The sequence below is a fragment of the Candidatus Tectomicrobia bacterium genome, from assembly GCA_016192135.1.
GTDB lineage: Bacteria > UBA8248 > UBA8248 > UBA8248 > UBA8248 > 2-12-FULL-69-37.
The window spans coordinates 242,250-261,337 of record JACPUR010000035.1 but is presented as its reverse complement, the minus strand read 5'-3'; the positions used below and the strand labels follow the sequence as shown (position 1 = coordinate 261,337).

Genomic DNA, 19,088 nt, shown 5'->3' with positions numbered 1-19,088 from the left:
GCGCTTCATCACCGGGCCCTCCCTCAGGCTCCTGGGCGAGAGGGGGCCCGAGCATGTCTTGAACGTGGACTCCGAGCCCTCGGTGCGGGCGCTCAGGGAGGGCCTCCGGCCGGTCATACGCGAGCTCTTCGAGGAGGAGCGCGGGCGCGGCGGCCGGCCGGGCGGGGGCATCGTGTTCGAGCGGGGGGCCTTCGATCTGCGCGGGGCCTTCCTGCCGGACGACCGGAGCCTGGAGAAGCTGGCCCGCATGAGCGAGGAGAAGCTGCGCCTCTTCCAGTCCAGGCGCGTGGGCCATTCGGGCGCCTGACCATCTCCACGGGTACATCTCACCGCGCACTCTCCCCGAACTCTCCGCGAGTTTTCCTTCTCCCCCTACTTCGCCGGCACCTTGAGGCGGTCGAACACCCGGCCGAAGCGCCAGCGGTGGAACTCCACCTGGCCCCAGAGGCCTTCCTTGCTGTAGGGCGCGCCGTCGAGGAAGGCCCGGGCGGCGCGCATCCCCGGGAAGTCGAGGAGCATGGTGGTGCCGATCTCGTCCCGGCCCTCGTCCGAGAGGAGCGGCCCCCGCACCATCACGTTCCGGGCGAAGCCCTCCATGTACCTTCGGTTCACGTCCTTGATCCGGGCGCGGAGCGCGGTGCCGCCCGGCTTGTCGAGGACGAAGACGTAGAACTGCTCGTTCCCCTCCGTCCGGGGGCAGTCGCGCCAGGTGTGGGGCACGCCCGGCCGCCAGCGGTGGATGGCGGGGCGCTCCTGGCAGCCGCCCAGGATGTAGGGCTCCTCCGCCACGTGCCGCTCGGCCGCCGCGCGGTCCGGGAAGTCGAGCAGGCGCATGCTCCCGAGCTCGGTCGCGTTGTCCTCGGCCAGGAAGGGCCCGGCGAAGAGGGTCTTCTCGTCGAAGGACTTCAGGTAGTCGAGGTGGGCCTTGCGGTGGGCGTCCCGCAGCGCCTGGGAGCCCGGCTTGTCGTAGATCTTGATGGAGAACATCATGGCGGCGCAGCCTCCTTTTGGCATTCTCGCGATCATCGCATGAGCAGGGTTCTTCCACCTTGGACGATGCCGCCCCGGCGCGTCAACCGGGGATAAGAACCGGCGGCATCCTCAGCCTGCCCGCCGCCTCCGTAGGGGCGGTTCGCGAACCGCCCCTACGGCAAACCCTGCGCTGCCGCCCGGCCTGCAGGGGCGTTCGGCTGAACGCCCTACGATTCCCCGCCCATCCCTCCGAACCGGCTCCCTGCCCGGCGCAGGCCGCGCTTGAGCCCCGCCAGGTCCGCCGCCTCCACCATCAGGTCGCAGTGGCGCGAGTAGGCCGGGAGGTCGGAATCCCCCGTCCCCCACTCGCGGAAGGGCTCGGGCACGAGCCACACCACCCGCCGCGCCTTGGCGCGCATGGCTTCCAGCGCCCAGGCGCAGGGATCGAGCCGGTTGTTGCGCCCGTCCCCCAGGATGAGGACGAGGGTGTCGCGACGCAGCGCCCGCTCCTCCCTCTCCAGCACCTGATAGAGCGCCCGCCCCATGTCACTCAAGGCGTGGAGGTTGAGGCCCGGCAGGCGCTCCGCCGCCCGCTCCAAGGCCGCGCGGGTGGGCCGCTCCCGGAGGAAGTCCCCGAGCAGGTCCGTGGCCTCGGCCGCGCCGTCCACGTAGAAGTAGACGGCGATCTTCCGGAAGGACTCCCCCAGGCGCGAGGCCAGGGCGAGGAAGGCCGCCGCCGCCCGCGCCGCCGAGCCCGAGACGTCCACCAGGAGGAGGAGCCTCGGCTCCCGCCGTCCCGGCCGCCGCCTCGGGAGGCGCATGGGCACCCCGTCCGTCGCGACCGAGCGCCGCAGCGCCCGCTGCACCCAGAGCGCCCCCCGCCGGGCCATGCGCTTGCGGCGAACCCGCCGCATCCGCAGGCGCAGGAGCTCGCGCTCCACCTCGTCCGCGAGCGCCCTCTCGTCTTCCGCCGTCCACCTGCCGCGAAGGTCCTTCCGCTCGACGGGACGGACCGAGGCGGGCCGCCGCCCCGGGGGGCGCCTCTCGGCGCGCAGGACGGGGCAGGCGAATTTCTCCCCGCGCTTTTCCTTCCCCTTTTCCTCCGGCTCTTCCTTTTTCCCCAGCAGCAACTCGGCGAGGGCGGCGGCGGCCTCCCCAGGCGTGGGAGGATGGTCGTCCGCCTCTTCGCCCGCCTCCTGGCCCGGCGCGGCGGGCGGGGGCGTCTCGGCGCGGGGGCGCGGGAGGCGCAGCTTGCTCAGGCGCTGCAAGGGAGAGGGCTCGCCCGGAGAGGGCAAGCCGGGAACCGAGGGGCCGGCGGGGCGGCCCCTGCCGCCTTCCCCTCCCTCCGCGACGCGGCCCTTGCGGCGCCCGCGCTTCTTCTCGGGCGAAGGCCCGCCGGGAGGGGCGAAGTGGGCCTCGAAGGCGGCGTCGAAGCGGGCGAAGTCCTCGCGGCGCTTCACGAGGGCGAGGCGGAGCGCCTCGCGGAGGAGGTCCTTGTCGCCGAGATCGCTCTCTCCCGCGTGTGCATCGGCGAGGAGAACCCGGGCCGCGTCCAGCATCTCCCCCGTCGAGACGCGCAGGCCCTCGCGGCGGAGGCGGCGGGCGAAGCGGGCGAGGCCGCGCTGCATCGGTCATCCTTCCTGGGCGGCGGGGGTTTCCCAGCGCCCCGACTCCGCCGAGGCGGCGAGGGCCGAGAGCAGGGCCACGAGGGCAAGCCCTTCCCTGCCCCCAGCCAATGGCGGCGCGCCCTCCCGCACCGTGCGGGCGAAGAAGGCCATCTGGAGGCGGATCATGTCCTCCTGGGGCACGGGCACGTCCGCCGGATGAGGCTCGCCGATCCGGTGCAGGGAGAGGGTCGAGGGCCCGGCCCCCTCCAGGGAAACGAGTTCGAGGTAGGCGTTGGCCCTCGTGCCGAACAGCGCGAGGCGGTAGCAGCGCTGGGTGATGAAGCTCGCGCTCACGTGGGCGAGGGCGCCCGATCGGAACTGAAGGGTGGCGAGGGCGGTGTCCGGCATCCGGCCCCCGGTCAGGCGCTGGCGGAAGGCGGCGTTCGCCCGCTCCACCGGCCCGAGGAGGTAGTGGAGGACGTCCATCAAGTGGAAGCCCGGCCCGGTCAGGGGCCCGCCCGGGGATTCCTCCGGGGCGTCGCGCCAGGCCTCCTGCCCCAGGCTGAGTGCCCGGGGGTTCCCGAAGTGGCCGGCCGCCTGGACCACCTCGCCCAGATCGCCCTCCTCGATCAGGCCCTTGGCCCGCTGCACGGCTCCCACGAAGCGCCAGCAGTGGCCCACCACCAGGGCCACCCCCGCCCGGGCGCAGGCATACATCGCCGAGCGGGCGTCCTCCACGGCGAGGGTGAGGGGCTTCTCGCAGAAGACGTGCTTCCCGGCCCGCGCCGCGGCGAGGATCTGCGCGTGGTGGGCGCTGTGGGGGGTGGTGAGGAGGACGGCGTCCACCGAGCCGTCCGCCAGGAGCGCCTCGTAGCTCGGGTAGGGCGTCCCGCCGTACTTCGAGGCGAAGGACGCGCGGCGCTCTTCCGAGCGGCTGAAGCAGCCGGCGATCTCGAGAACGGGGACGCGCCGGACCCCCTCCGCCAGCACGGCCGCCCAGCGGCCGAGGCCCACCGACGCCACCCGAAGGGGCTTCGTCACCGGCCGCCTCAGACGGCGGGGGGGCGGAGGGTGGCGAGGTTGTCCAAGACCTGCTTCAGGTCCTCGCGGTGCTTGAGGAGGGCGCCCAGGGTCTCCTCCAGGGCGGGCCGGCCCAGGTCCTCCGCGCCCACGGCGGCGAGGGCCAGCGCCCAATCGATGGCCTCGGCCACCCCCGGGGCCTTGCGGAGCCCCGCGCGGCGCAGCCTCCCCACGAAGGCGGCGAGTTGGCGGCGGAGCGCCTCGGGGAGCCCCGGCGCGCGGAGGGCCAGGATGGCCGCCTCCTCCTCCACCGAGGGGTAGTCGATGTAGAGGTAGAGGCAGCGGCGGCGCAGGGCGTCGGCCAGGTCGCGGGAGTCGTTGCTCGTCAAGACGACGCGGGGCCGGTGGACCGCCTTCACCGTGCCCAGCTCCGGGACGCTCACCTGGAAGTCCTGCAGCATCTCCAGGAGGAAGGCCTCGAACTCCTCGTCGCTGCGGTCGATCTCGTCCACGAGCAGCACCGCCCGCTCGGGCGAGAGCAGCGCCCGCATCAGGGGCCTCGGCAGCAGGAAGTCCATCGAGAAGAAGACGTCCGCCTGGCCCTTGAGCCGCGCCACCGCCTCCTCGAGCGAGGGCGCCCCGCCCAGCACCTCGCCGACTTTCTCCCGCAGGAGCTGGCTGTAGAGGATCTGCTTGCCGTAGGACCACTCGTAGAGGGCGCGCGCCTCGTCCAACCCCTCGTAGCACTGGAGGCGCACCAGGGGGCTCCCCGTGGCCAGGGCCCAGAGGCGGGCGATCTCGGTCTTGCCGACGCCGGGCGGCCCCTCCAGGAGGAGAGGCTTCTCCAGGGCGTCGGCCAGGGCCAGGGCCCGCGCCGCCGGGCGGGAGAGCACGAAGCCCTCCCCGGCGAAACGGCCGATGAGGGCCTGGGGCGAGAGGGAATCCCCCCGCCCGGGCCGCCGGCCGTCCTCTCCCTTGCGCGGCGCTTTCATGAAACCTCCCGGAGAAATCCTGCCGGGCGGCCCCAATGCCGCCCCGAGTGCAATCTACCCGTTTGGGAATTTGAGGAAAAGGCGGGGGCGGTTGACGCGGCTCCGGGGAGGGGCTACATTCCGCCCCTCGGAAGGCAGTTTTTCCCTTCCGGTCAGACAGCCAACGCCTTCGATGGCCCCTTCGTCTAGCGGTCAGGACACCGGCCTCTCACGCCGGGAACAGGGGTTCGAGTCCCCTAGGGGTCACCAAGTTTCATCTTCAAGCAAGAGAAGACCCCGCCGGATGCCGGCGGGGTCTTCTTCTTTCAGCTTGCTTCCTTATCTCCACCCTGGTCCCGTGACGTAGCCCCGCAGGTAGCAGACCTGGCCCGAGTGCTGGATGAAGTCGGTGGTCATGGCGGCGAGCAGGTCGCCGATCTTGATCTTCTCGGCGCGGAGGGGGTGCTGGATTTCGCGGCCGAAATCGGCGGAGGCGAGGCCGGAGAGGACGCTCTTGGCCTTCTCCAGCACGGCGTTCAGGTAGCCCGAGAGCGCCGCCTTCGGGAAGCTCATGGCCATCACCTGCTCCATGGTGTCCCCCAGGCCCGTCTTCTTGAGGTCGGAGGGGGCGCCGGGGAATTTCCCGGCCCACTGGCCCTCGGCCCAGGCCTGGGCCTTGCCCCCGATGTGGGAGAGCACCAGGTCGGCGAAGCGCGACTGGTGCCAGACGAGCCAGCCGGCCGGGTTGGCCTTCACCGCGTCGGGGGTGATGCGGAGGTCGGCGTCCTTCATCCCCTCGAGCGCCTTCTGCACCTGCTGCACGTTGCGCGTCAGCACGTTCAAAACGAATGCGGGCGATTCCATGGAAAAGACCACCTCCCTTGGCAATGGATCGTTTGCGCCTTCTAGCAGGGCCACGACCACACGCCCTGCAAGACCACCGATATCGGAATTGCCCTCCCTCCCCCTTCGGGGGAAGGTTGGGGAGGGGGAAGCGCCCGGGTGCCCTCCCTCCCCCTACCCCCTCCCGGAGGGAGGGGGAACATCAAAGCGCAGGATCTGTTGCTCTTCCCTCTCCCTCTCTCTTCACGCCATGAACGGCCCGAGCTCCACCGCCCGCCCCGCCCGCGAGCTCTCGGCCGCGGCGTAGACCACGGCGAGGGCCTCGTAGGCCGCGCGGCCGTCCACCTCGGGCGAGCGGCCCTCGCGCACGCAGGAGGCGAAGTCCTCCAGCGCGTCCCGGAACATGTCGCCCTCGGGCATGTCGTGCACCGTGTCCTTCCCGAGCGGGTCGCGGTCGATGCGCAGCCGGATGGGCTCGGGGGCCTTGGAGGGATCGCGCCACTGCTGGCCCGTGATGCGGAAGTGGGCCACCCCCTTGGTGCCGTGGACGTTCATGTGGAAGGCCCAGGGGCAGGCCCAGCCGCCGCCCACGTAGGAGAGGACGCCGTTCTCGTGCTCCATGACGATCATGGAGGTGTCCTCCACGTCGGCGGTGGCGTGCATGCGCTTGAGGCGGCCGATGACGGTCCGGACGGGCCCGTTCAGGTAGCGCAGGGTGTCGATGTGGTGGATGGAGAGCTGGATGACCACGCCCGTCGGGTTCAGCTCCCCGCTCGCGCGCCACATGGCCGGGTTGAGCTCGAGGCCGCGCTCGGTGCAGAAGTTGCTCTCGCACATGGAGACCTTCCCGATCTCACCCGCCTCGATCAGCGCCTTGAGCTTGCGCGAGGGGGCGAGCCGCCGGGCGCTGTGCCCGACGGCGAGCTTGACCCCGGCCCGCTCCACCGCCTGGACGATCCTGCGCGCGTGCTCGAGGCTGTGGGCGATGGGCTTCTCGCAGTAGACGTGCTTCCCGGCCGAGGCAAGCGCCTCGATGTGCTCCAGGTGGTTGTGGTTGGGGGTGGTGAGGATGACCGCCTCCACCTCGGGGTCCTTCAAGAACTCATCGAAGGCCACGGCCTCGCGCGTCCCGTAGCGGCGGCTGAACTCCCGGCGCTTCTCGGGGGTGCGGCTGAAGCACGAGACGAGGCGTATCTTCCCGCCCCGCAGGGCGGCGTCGGCCAGGACGTTGGCCCACCTCCCCAGGCCCATGGACGCGACGCGGACGGGCTCGAACGCCATCTTTCCTCCCGACGGAATGAAGCGCGGTGAAGGGCGCCCGGCGCGCCGGCGCAGGCTACTGGGGGGCCGTGGCCGCCTCCGCCTTCTGGAGCAGCCCGGCGCGCCTGAGGTCGGCGCGCAGCTCTTCCCTCTCTTCCTTCGTGAGCGGGACGGCGGGGGGCCGCACCGGCCCGGCGGCCATCCCGATGAGCTCCTCCCAGAGCTTGAGCGCCGCGACGGGCATCCGCCCCTGGGCCCAGGGGCCCATGATCCAGCGGCTGTTCGCGGCCCTGAGCGGGGCCAGGGAGGCCGAGACCTCCGCCGCGCGCTTCAGGTCACCGGCCAGGGCCAGTTCGGTGTACTCCTTGAGCGGGAGCCAGCCCGCCACCTGGTAGGTGTGCGGGGTGTAGGTGATGAGCCAGCGGTGGCCGAGATGGATCATGTTGTGGAGCCAGACGGTCTCCTCCGCCACGCTGATCACGATCCGGTCCCCCACCGCCTCCTCGAGGAGGATGGTGGCGTGGGGATTCCAGTCCGTCTGCTTCATTCCGCAGACGTTGGGCAGGGCCGCGAGCCTCCGCGCGAGCTCGGGGCCGATGAGGTGGCAGGCGCCCGGCGAGTTGAAGAGGACGATGCCGATGTCCACGCGCTGCGAGACGTAGGTCATGTACTCGAGCACCGCCGCGTCGTTCCGGGCGGCGATGAAGGGGGTGAGGATGATGACGAGATCGTAGCCTACGTCCTGGGCGTGGCGGGCCAGCTCCACCGCGGTGTCCGCCGACTGGTCGTGCACCCCGGCCATCATGGGGATGCGCCCGGCCGCCGCCTCGATGTAGGCCTCGTGCGCCCGCTTGCGCTCGGCGGTCGAGAGGGACCAGAACTCGGCCACGTTGCCCGAGGTGTAGTTGCCGTCCACCTGGAGGTTCTCGATGAGGTGGTTCATGTTCCGGCGGATGCCGGCCTCGTCGAGCTTCCCCTCCGGAGTGAACGGGGTGCCGACGGAGTCCCAGATGCCCCGCAGCGCCTCCCGGGCGTATTCCTTGGCCTCGCTCTTGCGGTATTTCATGCTGGCCTCCTCCCGGGGCTGGAAGCGAGAGACAAACTCATTGTTCAGGCATCCGACGGCTAACAGGGCACCGCGCATCCCCGCCCGCCTCCCTCTCCCCTTGGGAGAGGGGCAGCCAGCGGCCGCTCGCCTTACTTCTTGGGCAACTTGCCCGGCGACCCGAAGAAGAAGTCGGTCCCCTCCGCCTGCTTGTGGCAGTCGACGCAGTACTGCACGTTCCCGCCGTAGCCCTCGAAGATCTTCCCCTGCCACTTGAGGACGCGGAAGTCCGGGGTGGCGATGGCCCAGTACCAGTCCCCCGCGGCAGGCCGGGAGTTCTCGGCCTCCTTGCGCATCACGAAGAGGTAGGCGCGCGGCCCGGGCTTGCCGTTCACGTTCTCCCAGGAGTCCTTCACGATGAGGCTCCCCGGCGGGAAGGTCAGAAGGGAGCCCTCGGGGGCCTTCTGGAAGCGCTGCCATTCGGCCCAGGCGGGGGCGTTCAGGTAGGTCCGCACGAGCCGCTTGCCGTGGGTGGCGCTGAAGACGGGGTCCCGGTAGAGGGGGGCCCACTTCAGGTAGTCCTGGATGAAGTCGAGCCGCCTGAGCTCCTGCCCCTGAGCCGAGAGCGCGAAGGCCAGGCCCAGGGCGATCAGGACGCCTCCCCCCAGCCGCCCGCCGGCCGAAAGAAACCTGTGCCGCATGGGGACCCTCCCCGGGCGCCCGCCCCGATGAATTGCCGTTGCGCGCCTCGGCCAGATAATCGCCGCGCCCGGGGGGGATTGGCAAGCGGGCGGCTTCATTTCCCCCGGGGATGCATGAAGGTGCGCGAAATTGGCGTCATTTGGTGTAACTGGCATTTGGCTGCCGGGGCGTACATTGGCGCCGCGGGCTTCCGTCCCCCGCGGGAAGGCCAAGCCCCCATGGAGGGCGAAACGGAGAGAGGCGAAAAGGCCGCGCGAAAGGGGGTGTCACGGATATTGAGGGATATTGAGGGAAAAAACCTATGAAAAGAGAAATACCCCCGGTCAGACCAGGGCCGCCCTACCGCCCGTAGGTGATGCGGTAGACGGCGCCGGCGCGGTCGTCCGAGACGAGGAGGGAGCCGTCCGGAAGCTCCTGGACGTCCACCGGGCGCCCCCAGGCCGAGCCGCCCTGGAGCCAGCCGTGGGCGAAGGGGGCGTATTCCACCGCGCGGCCGCCCTCGTCCAGGCGCACCAGGGTCACCCGGTAGCCGATGGGGGCGCTCCGGTTCCAGGAGCCGTGCTCGGCGATGAAGATCTGGTTGCGGTATCTCCCGGGGAACATCTTCCCGGTGTAGAAGCGCATCCCAAGGGCGGCCACGTGGGGGCCCAGCTCCCGGGCGGGGGGCGCGTAGCGGGAGCAGTCCCGGCCGGAGCCGAAGTCGGGGTCCTTGAGGCTCTGGCCGTGGCAATAGGGGAAGCCGAAGTGCATGCCCGGGCGCGGGGCGCGGTTCAGCTCGTCCGGGGGCCGGTCGTCGCCCATCCAGTCGCGCCCGTTGTCGGTGAACCAGAGCTCCTTCGTCCGGGGATGCCAGTCGAAGCCGACGGTGTTCCGCACCCCCCGGGCGACGATCTCGCGGCTCTTGCCGTCGGGCGCGAGGCGGAGGATGGCGGCATAGGGGTCGCCCGGGTCGCAGATGTTGCAGGGGGCGCCCACGGGGACGTGGAGCCGGCCGTCCGGCCCGAAGCGGATGAACTTCCAGCCGTGGTGGCGGTCGGTGGGGAGGCCGTCGTAGAAGACCTCGGGCTCGGGCGGGTTCTTCAGGCGGGCCTCGATGCCCCGGTACCGCAGGACGCGCGATATCTGGGCCACGTAGAGGTCGCCGTCCTTGAAGGCCACCCCGTTGGGGGTGTCCAGGCCCTGGAGGAGGGTGATGATCTCGTCCGCCCGGCCGTCGCCGTCCTTGTCCCGGAGGGCGTAGACCTTGCCCGCCCCGCGCGAGCCGACGAAGACGGTGCCGGCGGGGCTCAGGGCCAGCGAGCGCGCCCCCGGCACGTCGCGGGCGTAGAGGCCGATGCGGAACCCGGGGGGGAGCTGGACGCGATCGAGGGGAAGCTCCTGGGCGGAGATGGGGGGCGGCGCCGGGGCCATGGCGAGCAGCATGGAGAGGGCGAGAACCCGCACGGAACGCTCCCGCGGCGGCTCAGATGCTCACGGGGAAACTCGGGAGGCGCACCCGCTCGGTCTCCTCCCGGGAGCCGAGGGAAAGCTCCTCGAGAGTGGTCTCGGAGAGGGTCCGGTCGATCGCGGCCTCCAGCTTCTTCCACAGCACGCGGCTCCCGCAAACCGGGATGTTGGGGCAGGGGCCGCCCGCCTCGTCCGTATCGCCGCAGTCCACGGGGCGGATCTCCTCCTCCACCGCCGAGAGCACGGCCTTCATGTTGATCTGCGAGGGCGGCAGGGCCAGAATGTATCCTCCCCCGGGCCCCCGCGTGCTGCGCACGAGCCTGGCGCGCCGCATCTTGACGAAAAGCTGCTCCAAGTAGTGCTGGCTGATGGCCAGCCGCCCCGCGATCTGCGGGAGCGGGATGGGATGGGTCTGGGAATGCCTCGCCAGCTCGATCATGGCAAGCACGGCGTAGCGGCCTTTCGTCGAGATCTTCATATTGTCATCCTCTTTCCGATGTTTCCCCCGAGGCGGATCAGGGGATGACCAATCGGGCGGCCTTCGCGGCGCCCGCGCCGCACGTTTCGCAAAAGGGATCCGGCCGGAGCGGCGCCGTCCCCATCCGGTTTCGCCACAGATCGGCGGTCAGCAGCCGGTCCGCCCAGGCCGGAGGCCGGCCCGCCAGCAGGCGGAGCGCCTCGGCCGCCTGGGCCATGCCGATGAAGCCCGCCACCGCCCCCAGCACTCCCGCGCGGCCGCAGGAGGCCAGGACGGCTCCGCCGTCCCCGCCATAGAGGCAGCGGGCGCAGGCCGTCTTCCCCGGCACCACGGTGAGCACCTGGCCGAAGAAGCGCAGGATGGCGCCCAGGACCAGCGGCTTCCCCTCCTGGAGACACGCTTCGTTCATCAGGAGCTTGGTGTCGAGGTTGTCGCTCCCCTCCACCACCACGTCGTACCCGGCCACCAGGGAGGGCGCCTCCGCGGGGCCGAGGCGCGTCCGGTGCGCCTCCACCCGGACGCCCGGCGCCAGGGCCCCGAGCCGCTCCACCCCCGAATCCACCTTTGCCCGGCCCAGGTCGGCGGTGCGGTGGAGAATCTGGCGGGTGAGGTTCGAGAGGTCCACCCGGTCCTCGTCCACCAGGCCGATCCGCCCCACCCCGGAGGCCGCGAGGGCCAGGGCGGCGGGCGAGCCCAGCCCGCCGGCCCCCACCACGAGGACCGAGGATCGCGCCAGCCGCTCCGCCAGGGTCATGTCCGCTCCGCCACTTCCAGATCGCCCGCCACGAAATCCTTCGCGCCGGCGTCCCAGCGGAACACCTTGGCCCCGCGCACTTGGCCCTCCCGGACGCTCATCACGATGTGGGCGGCCTCGGGATAGGAGGGCACGTCCCCGAAGGGCACCGCCGCGTCCCGATCCTCCCGGGAGAAATAGGCGTCCTCGTCGGGATGGCTGTGAAAGATGGCGCACAGCACCTCGCCGCGCTCCCGCGCCTCGCGCAGGATGCGCTCCAGCGCGAACGGATCGATGAGGAACGCGCGCCGGGCCGTTCGGGGGTAGGACTCGGGGTCCTTCGCGTGCATCTCGTTCTGAAGGTTCCGCAAGAGGTGCACCCGCAGGCGGCGCGGGTCGCCGTTCGACTCCCCGGCGGGGGGGCCCACGATGACGCCGCAGCACTCGTCGGGATAGGCCGCCCGGGCATGCCCGCCTATCATCTCCGCCTGCTCCTTCGTCAGCCGCAATTCGAGCAATCCTCTCAATGCATCTCGCTCAGGTACCGATCCCCGCTGTCGGGGAAGATGACCACGATGACGCCGCTCCGGGCGCGCTCCGCCACCTCGCGCGCGCCCACGAGGGCCGCCCCCGAAGAGTGGCCCACGAACAGCCCCTCCTCGTGCGCCAGGCGCTCGGCCAGCTGATAGCTGTCCTCGGTCCCGGCCAGGATGAGCTGATCGTGCACCGCCTCCTCGTAGATCCCCGGGCGGATGGCCGTGGGGATGTGCTTCATGCCCTCGAGGCCGTGGAAGGGCTCGGCGGGCATCACCGCGCACACCTTGACGTCCGCCTTGCGCTTCTTGAGCCCCCGCCCCGTGCCCACCAGGGTGCCCGTCGTGCCGAGGCCGGCCACGAAGTGGGTCACGCGGCCGCCCGTCTGCTCGAGGATCTCCACCGCCGTCCCGTTCTCGTGGGCGAGCGGGTTGGCGGGGTTGTCGTACTGGCAGGGCAGGAAATAGGCCTCCGGGTCCTCCTCGTAGATCCGGCGCGCGAGGCGCTGCGCGCCGTCCGAGCCCTCGAGCGCGCTCGAGAAGACCATCTCGGCGCCGTAGGCCTTGAGCGTGCCCTTGCGCTCCGGGCTCGCGTTCGCCGGGAGGACGAGCTTCACCGGGATGCCGAGCGCGGCCCCGATCATGGCGTAGGCGATCCCGGTGTTGCCACTCGTGGAATCCAGTAGGGTCATGCCGGGCCGCAGGAGGCCCCGCTCGAGGCCGTCCCTCACCATGGAGAGGGCGGGCCGATCCTTCACCGATCCACCCGGGTTGAACCACTCAGCCTTGGCCCAGACCTCGACATGCGGGAACTCCCGCTCGAACAGCCGGATGCGCAGCAGGGGGGTGTTCCCGATCAGCTTGAGGATCGGGACGTCGTCGATGCTGCGGAACGAACGGGCAGGAGCCTGAATCATGCTCTCAGCCATCACGAACCTTCCTCTACTGTGAAAAGGCTTCCGCGGCGGGGGCGGCACCCCGCGCCGCGCGCTGGGGAACCGGACGGCCCCACAGGCGGCCTTTTTCGAAATCAAAGCCCGCTTCGGCCGGGGCCTCCCCCAGCAGGGCCCGGATGGCCCCCGCCGCCAGCAGCGCGCCCAGCGCGCCTTCCGCCGGGGCCGGCGGGAGTTCCTCCCCGGCCTCCGCCGGTTCAAAGCCAAGGGCCGAGGCTTCACCGGCCAGGACGGCGCCGGCCATGCCCGAGAGCCGCCCGCGGAGGACCGCCTTCCCCCCGTCCCGGCACTCCCGCCCGAACGCCTCAAGGCGGGCGTCCTCGCCCAGGAGCAGGACCAGGCCATCGTCCCGCCGCTTCGCTTCGTCCCGGCTCCCGATCGTTTCGAGGCGGGCGTCCGGGTTGATCGACCGGACGGACGCCCCGGCGCCGCCCGGGGCGTATGCGTCCAGCAGCCCGGCCAGCGAGCCCGGCGCGGGAGCTTCCCCGGCGCCCGCCGCCCACCAGCCGATCCTCCCCACCCCCGCCGCCGCCAGGTAGGCCGCCAGGGCTTCGGCCGCGCCCCGCGCTTCCGGGGAGAAGGCGATCAGGACCGCGCTCTCCAGCAGCCGCGCCTGTCCCTGCCCTCCGATCTCCGGCATGAGCAAGTGGCGGCTGTAGCGCTGGACCTGGTCCTGGGTCAGGGTCACGCCGTCCTCCGGATCAGCGGCCGCCCGCGATGGCCGGGACGATCGACACCTCGTCGCCCCCCTTCACCTTCGTCCCCTCGCCCTGGAGGAAGCGGATGTCCTCCTGGTTCACGTATATGTTGACGAAGCGGCGGAGCTTCCCGCTCTCGTCGTAGAGGCGCTGGCGGATGCCGGAGCACTTCTTGTCCAGGTTGGCGAGGACGTCCTTCACCGTCTCGCCATCGACCTCGACGGCATCCTTCTGCTGGGTGAACTCCTGCAGGGGGGTGGGAATCCGGACCACAACCGGCATCGTGCTCTCCCTTTCGATGGCCGCGCCGGGGAGATGGCCCCCGGACGGCTGGCGCTGGAATGGAACAAGCCAATCAGCGGAAATAAGGCTCCAGGCTGAAATACCGCTCCGCCCCGTCGGGCAGGACGACGACCACGTTCTCCTCGGGGGACATCCCGCGCGCCACCCGCAGCGCGGCGCAGACGGCCGCCCCGGCCGAGATGCCCGCCGCGATCCCCTCCCCCCGGCCGAGCTCCTTGGAATGGTCGTAGGCCTCCTGGTCCGTGACCACCTCGACCTGGTCGATCACCTCGCGGTTCAGCACGCGGGGGACGAAGCCGGCCCCGATCCCCTGGATCTGGTGCGGCCCGGGCTTGCCACCCGAGAGGATGGCGCAGCCGGCCGGCTCGACCGCCACGACGCGGGTGGCCGGACGCTTGGCCTTGAGCACCTCGCCCACCCCGGTGATGGTGCCCCCCGTGCCGACCCCCGCCACCAAGGCGTCCACGCGCTGGGCGCCCATGTCCCGGAGAATCTCGCGGGCGGTGGTGCGGCGGTGGATCTCGGGATTGGCCGGGTTGTTGAACTGCTGGGGCATGAAGTAGTCCGGATTCCCGGCGAGCAGCTCCTCGGCCTTGGTCACCGAGCCCATCATGCCCCCCTCGCCGGGGCTGAAGACCACCTGCGCGCCGTAGCCCGTGAGCAGCGAGTGGCGCTCATGGCTCATGCTCTCGCTCAGGACGATGATCACGCGGTAGCCCCGGACGGCGCCCACCATGGCCAACCCAATGCCCGTGTTGCCGCTCGTGGGCTCGAGGATGGTGCCCCCGGGCTTGAGCAGGCCGCGCCGCTCGGCGTCGAGAATCATGCTGAGCGCGATGCGGTCCTTGACGCTCCCGCCGGGGTTGAACTGCTCCAGCTTGGCGTAGACCCGCGCTCCCTTGGGGTCCGGAAGGCGCCTCAGGCGGACCAGGGGCGTTCCCCCGACCTGGCCCAAAATATCGGAATGAGCCCGGAGAATTTGGGAAGGCCGCCCTCGGGTGCCCAAAGCCATGCTGTATTCCTTCTTTCCTCCATCCTTCCCTTACCATACGTCGGCCAAAGAATATAATTCCCGAATAAAATTGTCAAGATAACGGCCCCTAATTTGCCCCACCCCCGGCATGGCCCCGGCCCAGCCGATCCAAGACGCAAAAAACAACTCCATTTCATTCTTCTTTCCCGAGATGATACATTCACGGTGGCGAGGGGATGGAAGGCGGCTTCGGGCCGGGTTTATCCGGGCCGAAGATCGCGCTCCCTTCCCGCTGCCGGTTTTCCCCTGGCGAGAGAAAGGAAACCGATCCGTGGCATTCCGAACCGGTTTTGACCTGCCTCCCGTCGCGCTGACCATCGCCGGCTCCGACTCGGGAGGGGGCGCGGGGGTCCAGGCGGACCTCAAGACCTTCTGCGCCTTCGGCGTCTACGGCGCCTCCGTCATCACCGCCCTCACGGCCCAGAACACCGTGGGGGTCCAGGGCGTGCACGGCGTGCCTCCCGATTTCATCGCCCTGCAGTTCGACTCCGTGTGCGGCGATCTCCCGGTGGCCGCCGCCAAGGTGGGGATGCTGGCCACGGCCGAAATCGTCGAGGTGGTGGCCCGGAAGGTCCGGGAGCACCGGCTGGAGCGGCTGGTCGTGGACCCGGTGATGGTGGCCAAGAGCGGGGACCGCCTGCTCGCGCCGGAGGCGCGCGAGGCCCTCATCCGGGAGCTCCTCCCGCTGGCCGAGGTGCTCACGCCGAACACGGAGGAGGCCCGCGATCTCCTGGGCGGCGGGCCCATCGGCGGCATCGAGGAGATGAAGGAGGCGGCCCGGGCGCTCCACCGCCTCGGCCCGCGCCATGTGCTCGTGAAGGGCGGCCACATTACCCGGGGAGCGGCGGACGTGCTGTTCGACGGGCGCGAGATCGCCGTCCTCGGCGGCCGGCATGTCGACACTCCGCACACCCACGGGACGGGCTGCACCCTCTCCTCGGCCATCGCGGCCGGCCTCGCCCTCGGGCGGCCGGTCCGGGAGGCGGCCGCGGCGGCCAAGGAATACATCCAGGGGGCCATCGAGAGCGCCCTGCCCCTCGGGAAAGGGAGGGGCCCCTTGAATCACATGTACCGCTCCGTTCAGAGGATGAGCGCATGAAAAAAGCCGCCTACCGCGTCCGTCCCGGCGAGGCCGCCTCCGGGCCCCTGCCGGTATCGGGAGGGCACAGCCTCTTCCGCATCCTGCTGGACGATCAGACCGTCGGCGCCCGCAACTTCGCCCTCCTGTTCAACGAGTTCGGTCCGGGCCTGAGCTCCACGGCCCATAAGCACGACAAGGAAGAGCACGCTTTCTACATCCTGAGCGGGTCGGGCTCCGTCGCCATCGACGGGGAAAATGTGCCATTCGAGGAAGGAGACGCGATATTCGTCCCGCCTGGGGCCATGCATCAGATCCGCAGCGGGCCGGGCAAGCCCCTCAAGTACGTCGTCATCTACTCGCCGCCGGGACCCAACGTCGCGCTCCGTGAAAAGGGCGCCTACGGCCTCGCAGGCGGCGATTCACAGTCCCAGGCCGGCCGGGCGACCTCCCCCGGCGGCACCCTCTAACCAAGACGGAAGGCCCATGAACACAGTCATTCCGTTCCAGGTGATTCCGACCCTGCCTCCCCAGCTCAAGGACCTCGAGGAGATCGCCTACAACATCGCCTTCGACTGGAACCCGCGGGCCCGCGCCCTCTTCGCCCAGATCGGCGGGGACGAATGGGAGGCGACCCACCACAACCCGGTGCGGATGCTCGGCCGCCTCTCCCAGAAGACCCTCGACGAGGCGGCTCAAGACGAGGGGATTCTGAGCGAGCTCCAGAGCGTGCTGCAGGAGCTCCGGACCTACATGACCGAGCCCCGCTGGTACCAGAAGAAGTTCGGCGAGGCAGGCATCCCCGACTTGCGCATCGCCTACTTCAGCATGGAGTTCGGCCTGACCGAGTCCATCCCGAACTATTCGGGCGGCCTCGGCATCCTCGCCGGCGATCACATGAAATCGGCGAGCGACCTGGGCCTCCCGCTGGTGGGCGTGGGGCTGCTGTACCAGCAGGGATACTTCCGGCAGTACCTGAGCGCCGACGGCTGGCAGCAGGAGCGCTACCCGGACAACGACTTCCACAACATGTGCCTGCGGCTGGTGCGCGACGAGCAGGGCAACCCCGTCACGGTCGAGGTGCAGTTCTCCGACGGCCTCCTCAAGGCGCAGATCTGGCGCGTGCAGGTGGGGCGGGTCCCCATTTTTCTCATGGACGCCAACCTTCCCGAGAACGCTCCTCCTCACCGCGAGGTCACGCTGGCGCTCTACGGGGGGGACATGGAGACACGCATCCGCCAGGAGATTCTGCTCGGGGTCGGCGGGGTGCGGATGCTCCACAAGCTGAACCTCCCGCCCGTCGTCTGCCACATGAACGAGGGCCACTCGGCCTTCCTCTCGCTGGAGCGCATCCGGCTGGCGATGGAGAAGTACAACATCGACTTCCGCACCGCGCGGGAGATGACCTCGGCCGGCAACGTCTTCACCACGCACACGCCCGTCCCGGCCGGGATCGACATCTTCCCCCCCGGGCTGATGGAGAAATACTTCCGCCCCTATGCGGCCTCCATGCAGATCAGCTGGGAGGAGTTCATGGGCTTCGGGCGGCCGAACCCGGCCAACCAGGACGAGCCCTTCAACGTCGCGGTCCTCGCCCTGCGGCTCTCGGCGGGCGCGAACGGCGTCAGCCGCCTGCACGGCGAGGTTTCGCGGAAGATGTGGAACGGCCTGTGGCCGAACCTCCCGCTGAGCGAGGTGCCCATTTCATCCATCACCAACGGCGTGCACCTGCCATCCTGGGTCTCGGCCGAGGTGAAGAACCTCCTCAGCCGCTACCTCGGCCCCCGGTGGACGAACGATCCCGACCAGCCGGAGACGTGGGAGCGCGTGGACCGCATCCCCGCGACCGAGCTCTGGCTCGTGCAGGAGCGGGCCCGGGAGAGCCTCGTCAGCTTCTGCCGCAGCCATCTGCGGCAACGCTGGCAGAATCGGGGCCTCTCCCGCAGTCATCTCGATCTGGCCACAGAGATCCTCGAGCCGGGCACACTCACCATCGGCTTCGCGCGGCGCTTCGCGACCTATAAGCGCGCGACCCTGCTCCTCCAGCAGCCCGACCGCCTGATCGCCCTTCTCACGAACAAGGAGCGGCCTCTCCAGATCATCTTCGCCGGGAAAGCCCACCCCCGCGATCACGAGGGGAAGTCCTTCATCCGCGACCTCATCAACTTCGCCCGCCAGCCCGCCGTCCGCAGGCGCGTGGTCTTTCTCGAGGACTACGACATCGACGTCGCGCGCCACCTCGTTCAGGGCGTGGACCTGTGGCTCAACAACCCGCGCCGGCCCCAGGAGGCCAGCGGCACCAGCGGCATGAAGGTGGCCGCCAACGCCGCGCTCAACCTGAGCATCCTGGACGGCTGGTGGGCGGAGGGCTACCGAAGCGACCTCGGCTGGTCCATCGGCGCGGGGGAGGAGTACCAGGACTCGGGCTACCAGGACAAGGTGGAATGCGACAGCCTGTTCGACCGGCTGGAGCAGGAGATCGTGCCGCTGTTCTACGACCGCTCGACGGACGGCATCCCGCGCGGGTGGGTGGAGATGATGCGGAACTCCCTGAAGTCCCTCGCGCCGGTGTTCAACACGAACCGCATGGTGCGCGAATACGCCGAGCGCTTCTACCTGCCGCTCGCCCGGCACCGCTCCTATCTCATCAGCGACAGCATGAAGCCGGCCCGCTCCCTCGCCGCCTGGAAGGGCAAAGTCCGCGAGGCGTGGCCGAAGGTGCAAATCCGCGACATCTCGGTGGACCGCAACGGCGTGGTGTCGGTGGGAACGTCCATCCGCGTGACGGCGGACGTGGAGCTCGGCCCCCTGGGCCCCTCGGACGTCCGCGTGGAGGTCTACCACGGGCCCATCGACCCGGCGCACAAGATCACGGAGGGGCAGACGCTTCCCATGGCGGTCGCGGAGGAGATGGGGAACGGGTTCTACCGGTTCCAGGGGGAGCTCGCTTGCGAGATCGCCGGGTCGCGCGGGATCGCGGTGCGGGTGATGCCCAACAACCCGGATCTTCCCCAGCCCTTGGGCATGCACCTCCTCACGTGGGGCTGACGGCGGGAGGGCTTTCCGCCAGCAGAGGAGCCGCAACGATGAACGAGCAGCCCATTCATGTGATCGAAGTGGGCGAGGGAGGCCGCATCCACCTGCCGAAGGACGTGATGAAAGCGCTCGGGGTGGCCCCGGGGAACCAGATCAAGATCGAGATCCGCGGGGAGCTCGTCTCCATCGCCCGCCACCAGGTGAAGGATCCGTTCGGGGACGCCGCCAAGAAAAAATCGCCGGGCCTCAAGGAGCTCATGGCCCAGCAGGAGGCCCGGCGGAAGGAAGCCGCCAAGGAGTTCGACAAGCGGATCCAGGAGAAGCACGAGGTGCGGCCCGAGGACCGCGAGGATTTCTGGCGCTGACCGCGAAGAGCC

The 19,088-nt window shown here is 70.3% G+C and carries 21 protein-coding genes and 1 tRNA gene; 6 read left to right on the top strand and 16 right to left on the bottom strand.

Annotation, left to right across the window (positions count from 1 at the left end; genetic code table 11):
* Positions 1–307: hypothetical protein (locus HYZ11_15005; GenBank protein ID MBI3128912.1), on the top strand; the 307-nt coding region annotated here is incomplete at its 5' end.
* Between the two features lie 65 nt (positions 308–372).
* Here the strand turns inward: HYZ11_15005 and HYZ11_15000 are convergent.
* The 4 genes from HYZ11_15000 to HYZ11_14985 all read right to left on the bottom strand — a co-directional run bounded on the left by HYZ11_15000 (position 373) and on the right by HYZ11_14985 (position 4,591).
* Positions 373–990 (bottom strand): hypothetical protein, encoded by a 618-nt coding sequence (locus HYZ11_15000; GenBank protein MBI3128911.1) that lies wholly within the window; start codon positions 988–990, stop codon positions 373–375.
* A 209-nt stretch (positions 991–1,199) separates the two neighbouring features.
* Positions 1,200–2,600 carry a VWA domain-containing protein gene (locus HYZ11_14995; protein ID MBI3128910.1) on the bottom strand — a complete coding sequence of 467 codons (1,401 nt, stop codon included), beginning with the start codon at positions 2,598–2,600 and terminating at the stop codon, positions 1,200–1,202.
* 3 nt (positions 2,601–2,603) lie between these two features.
* Positions 2,604–3,620, bottom strand: coding sequence for a Gfo/Idh/MocA family oxidoreductase (locus HYZ11_14990; protein ID MBI3128909.1), 1,017 nt, complete (start codon positions 3,618–3,620; stop codon positions 2,604–2,606).
* Positions 3,621–3,628: 8 nt separating this feature from the next.
* Positions 3,629–4,591 carry a MoxR family ATPase gene (locus HYZ11_14985; GenBank protein MBI3128908.1) on the bottom strand — a complete coding sequence of 321 codons (963 nt, stop codon included), beginning with the start codon at positions 4,589–4,591 and terminating at the stop codon, positions 3,629–3,631.
* 174 nt (positions 4,592–4,765) lie between these two features.
* On the opposite strand from HYZ11_14985, the gene HYZ11_14980 reads away from it, so the two are divergent.
* A tRNA-Glu gene (locus HYZ11_14980) sits at positions 4,766–4,840 on the top strand.
* Positions 4,841–4,909: 69 nt separating this feature from the next.
* Here HYZ11_14980 and HYZ11_14975 read toward each other — a convergent pair.
* The 12 genes from HYZ11_14975 to cysK form a co-directional block, all read right to left on the bottom strand.
* Positions 4,910–5,434, bottom strand: a complete 525-nt coding sequence (locus tag HYZ11_14975; protein ID MBI3128907.1) for a DinB family protein — start codon at positions 5,432–5,434, stop codon at positions 4,910–4,912.
* A gap of 222 nt (positions 5,435–5,656) precedes the next feature.
* On the bottom strand, positions 5,657–6,694 hold the full coding sequence (locus tag HYZ11_14970; protein ID MBI3128906.1) for a Gfo/Idh/MocA family oxidoreductase: 1,038 nt from the start codon (positions 6,692–6,694) through the stop codon (positions 5,657–5,659).
* Positions 6,695–6,749: 55 nt separating this feature from the next.
* Complete coding sequence (locus HYZ11_14965; protein MBI3128905.1) at positions 6,750–7,739, bottom strand: dihydrodipicolinate synthase family protein; 990 nt, start codon at positions 7,737–7,739, stop codon at positions 6,750–6,752.
* 131 nt (positions 7,740–7,870) lie between these two features.
* Complete coding sequence (locus HYZ11_14960) at positions 7,871–8,419, bottom strand: cytochrome P460 family protein (protein MBI3128904.1); 549 nt, start codon at positions 8,417–8,419, stop codon at positions 7,871–7,873.
* A 340-nt stretch (positions 8,420–8,759) separates the two neighbouring features.
* Positions 8,760–9,842 carry a sorbosone dehydrogenase family protein gene (locus HYZ11_14955; protein MBI3128903.1) on the bottom strand — a complete coding sequence of 361 codons (1,083 nt, stop codon included), beginning with the start codon at positions 9,840–9,842 and terminating at the stop codon, positions 8,760–8,762.
* Positions 9,843–9,882: 40 nt separating this feature from the next.
* Positions 9,883–10,344, bottom strand: coding sequence for an RrF2 family transcriptional regulator (locus tag HYZ11_14950; protein ID MBI3128902.1), 462 nt, complete (start codon positions 10,342–10,344; stop codon positions 9,883–9,885).
* 37 nt (positions 10,345–10,381) lie between these two features.
* On the bottom strand, positions 10,382–11,098 hold the full coding sequence (locus HYZ11_14945) for a HesA/MoeB/ThiF family protein (protein MBI3128901.1): 717 nt from the start codon (positions 11,096–11,098) through the stop codon (positions 10,382–10,384).
* A complete protein-coding gene (locus HYZ11_14940) occupies positions 11,095–11,586 on the bottom strand; it encodes a Mov34/MPN/PAD-1 family protein (protein ID MBI3128900.1) in 492 nt (163 codons plus the stop codon). Before HYZ11_14940 ends, HYZ11_14945 begins: the two co-directional genes overlap by 4 nt.
* A 14-nt stretch (positions 11,587–11,600) precedes the next feature.
* Positions 11,601–12,527 carry a cysteine synthase family protein gene (locus HYZ11_14935; protein ID MBI3128899.1) on the bottom strand — a complete coding sequence of 309 codons (927 nt, stop codon included), beginning with the start codon at positions 12,525–12,527 and terminating at the stop codon, positions 11,601–11,603.
* A gap of 25 nt (positions 12,528–12,552) precedes the next feature.
* The gene (locus tag HYZ11_14930) at positions 12,553–13,251 is read right to left on the bottom strand and encodes a hypothetical protein (protein ID MBI3128898.1); all 699 of its coding nucleotides are present in this window, start codon (positions 13,249–13,251) and stop codon (positions 12,553–12,555) included.
* Positions 13,252–13,264: 13 nt separating this feature from the next.
* Positions 13,265–13,543, bottom strand: a complete 279-nt coding sequence (locus HYZ11_14925; protein ID MBI3128897.1) for a MoaD/ThiS family protein — start codon at positions 13,541–13,543, stop codon at positions 13,265–13,267.
* 73 nt (positions 13,544–13,616) lie between these two features.
* Positions 13,617–14,576, bottom strand: a complete 960-nt coding sequence (gene cysK / locus HYZ11_14920) for a cysteine synthase A (protein MBI3128896.1) — start codon at positions 14,574–14,576, stop codon at positions 13,617–13,619.
* Between the two features lie 172 nt (positions 14,577–14,748).
* On the opposite strand from cysK, the gene thiD reads away from it, so the two are divergent.
* Genes thiD through HYZ11_14900 form a run of 4 tightly spaced genes read left to right on the top strand, consistent with a single transcriptional unit; the run spans position 14,749 to position 19,076 of the window.
* Complete coding sequence (thiD, locus tag HYZ11_14915; protein ID MBI3128895.1) at positions 14,749–15,696, top strand: bifunctional hydroxymethylpyrimidine kinase/phosphomethylpyrimidine kinase; 948 nt, start codon at positions 14,749–14,751, stop codon at positions 15,694–15,696.
* The gene (locus tag HYZ11_14910) at positions 15,693–16,145 is read left to right on the top strand and encodes a cupin domain-containing protein (GenBank protein MBI3128894.1); all 453 of its coding nucleotides are present in this window, start codon (positions 15,693–15,695) and stop codon (positions 16,143–16,145) included. The genes thiD and HYZ11_14910 overlap by 4 nt, the downstream gene beginning before the upstream one ends.
* 16 nt (positions 16,146–16,161) lie before the next feature.
* Positions 16,162–18,723: an alpha-glucan family phosphorylase gene (glgP, locus tag HYZ11_14905; protein ID MBI3128893.1), complete on the top strand. Its 2,562-nt coding sequence runs from the start codon at positions 16,162–16,164 to the stop codon at positions 18,721–18,723.
* A 38-nt stretch (positions 18,724–18,761) separates the two neighbouring features.
* On the top strand, positions 18,762–19,076 hold the full coding sequence (locus tag HYZ11_14900; protein ID MBI3128892.1) for an AbrB/MazE/SpoVT family DNA-binding domain-containing protein: 315 nt from the start codon (positions 18,762–18,764) through the stop codon (positions 19,074–19,076).
* Positions 19,077–19,088: the final 12 nt, after the last annotated feature.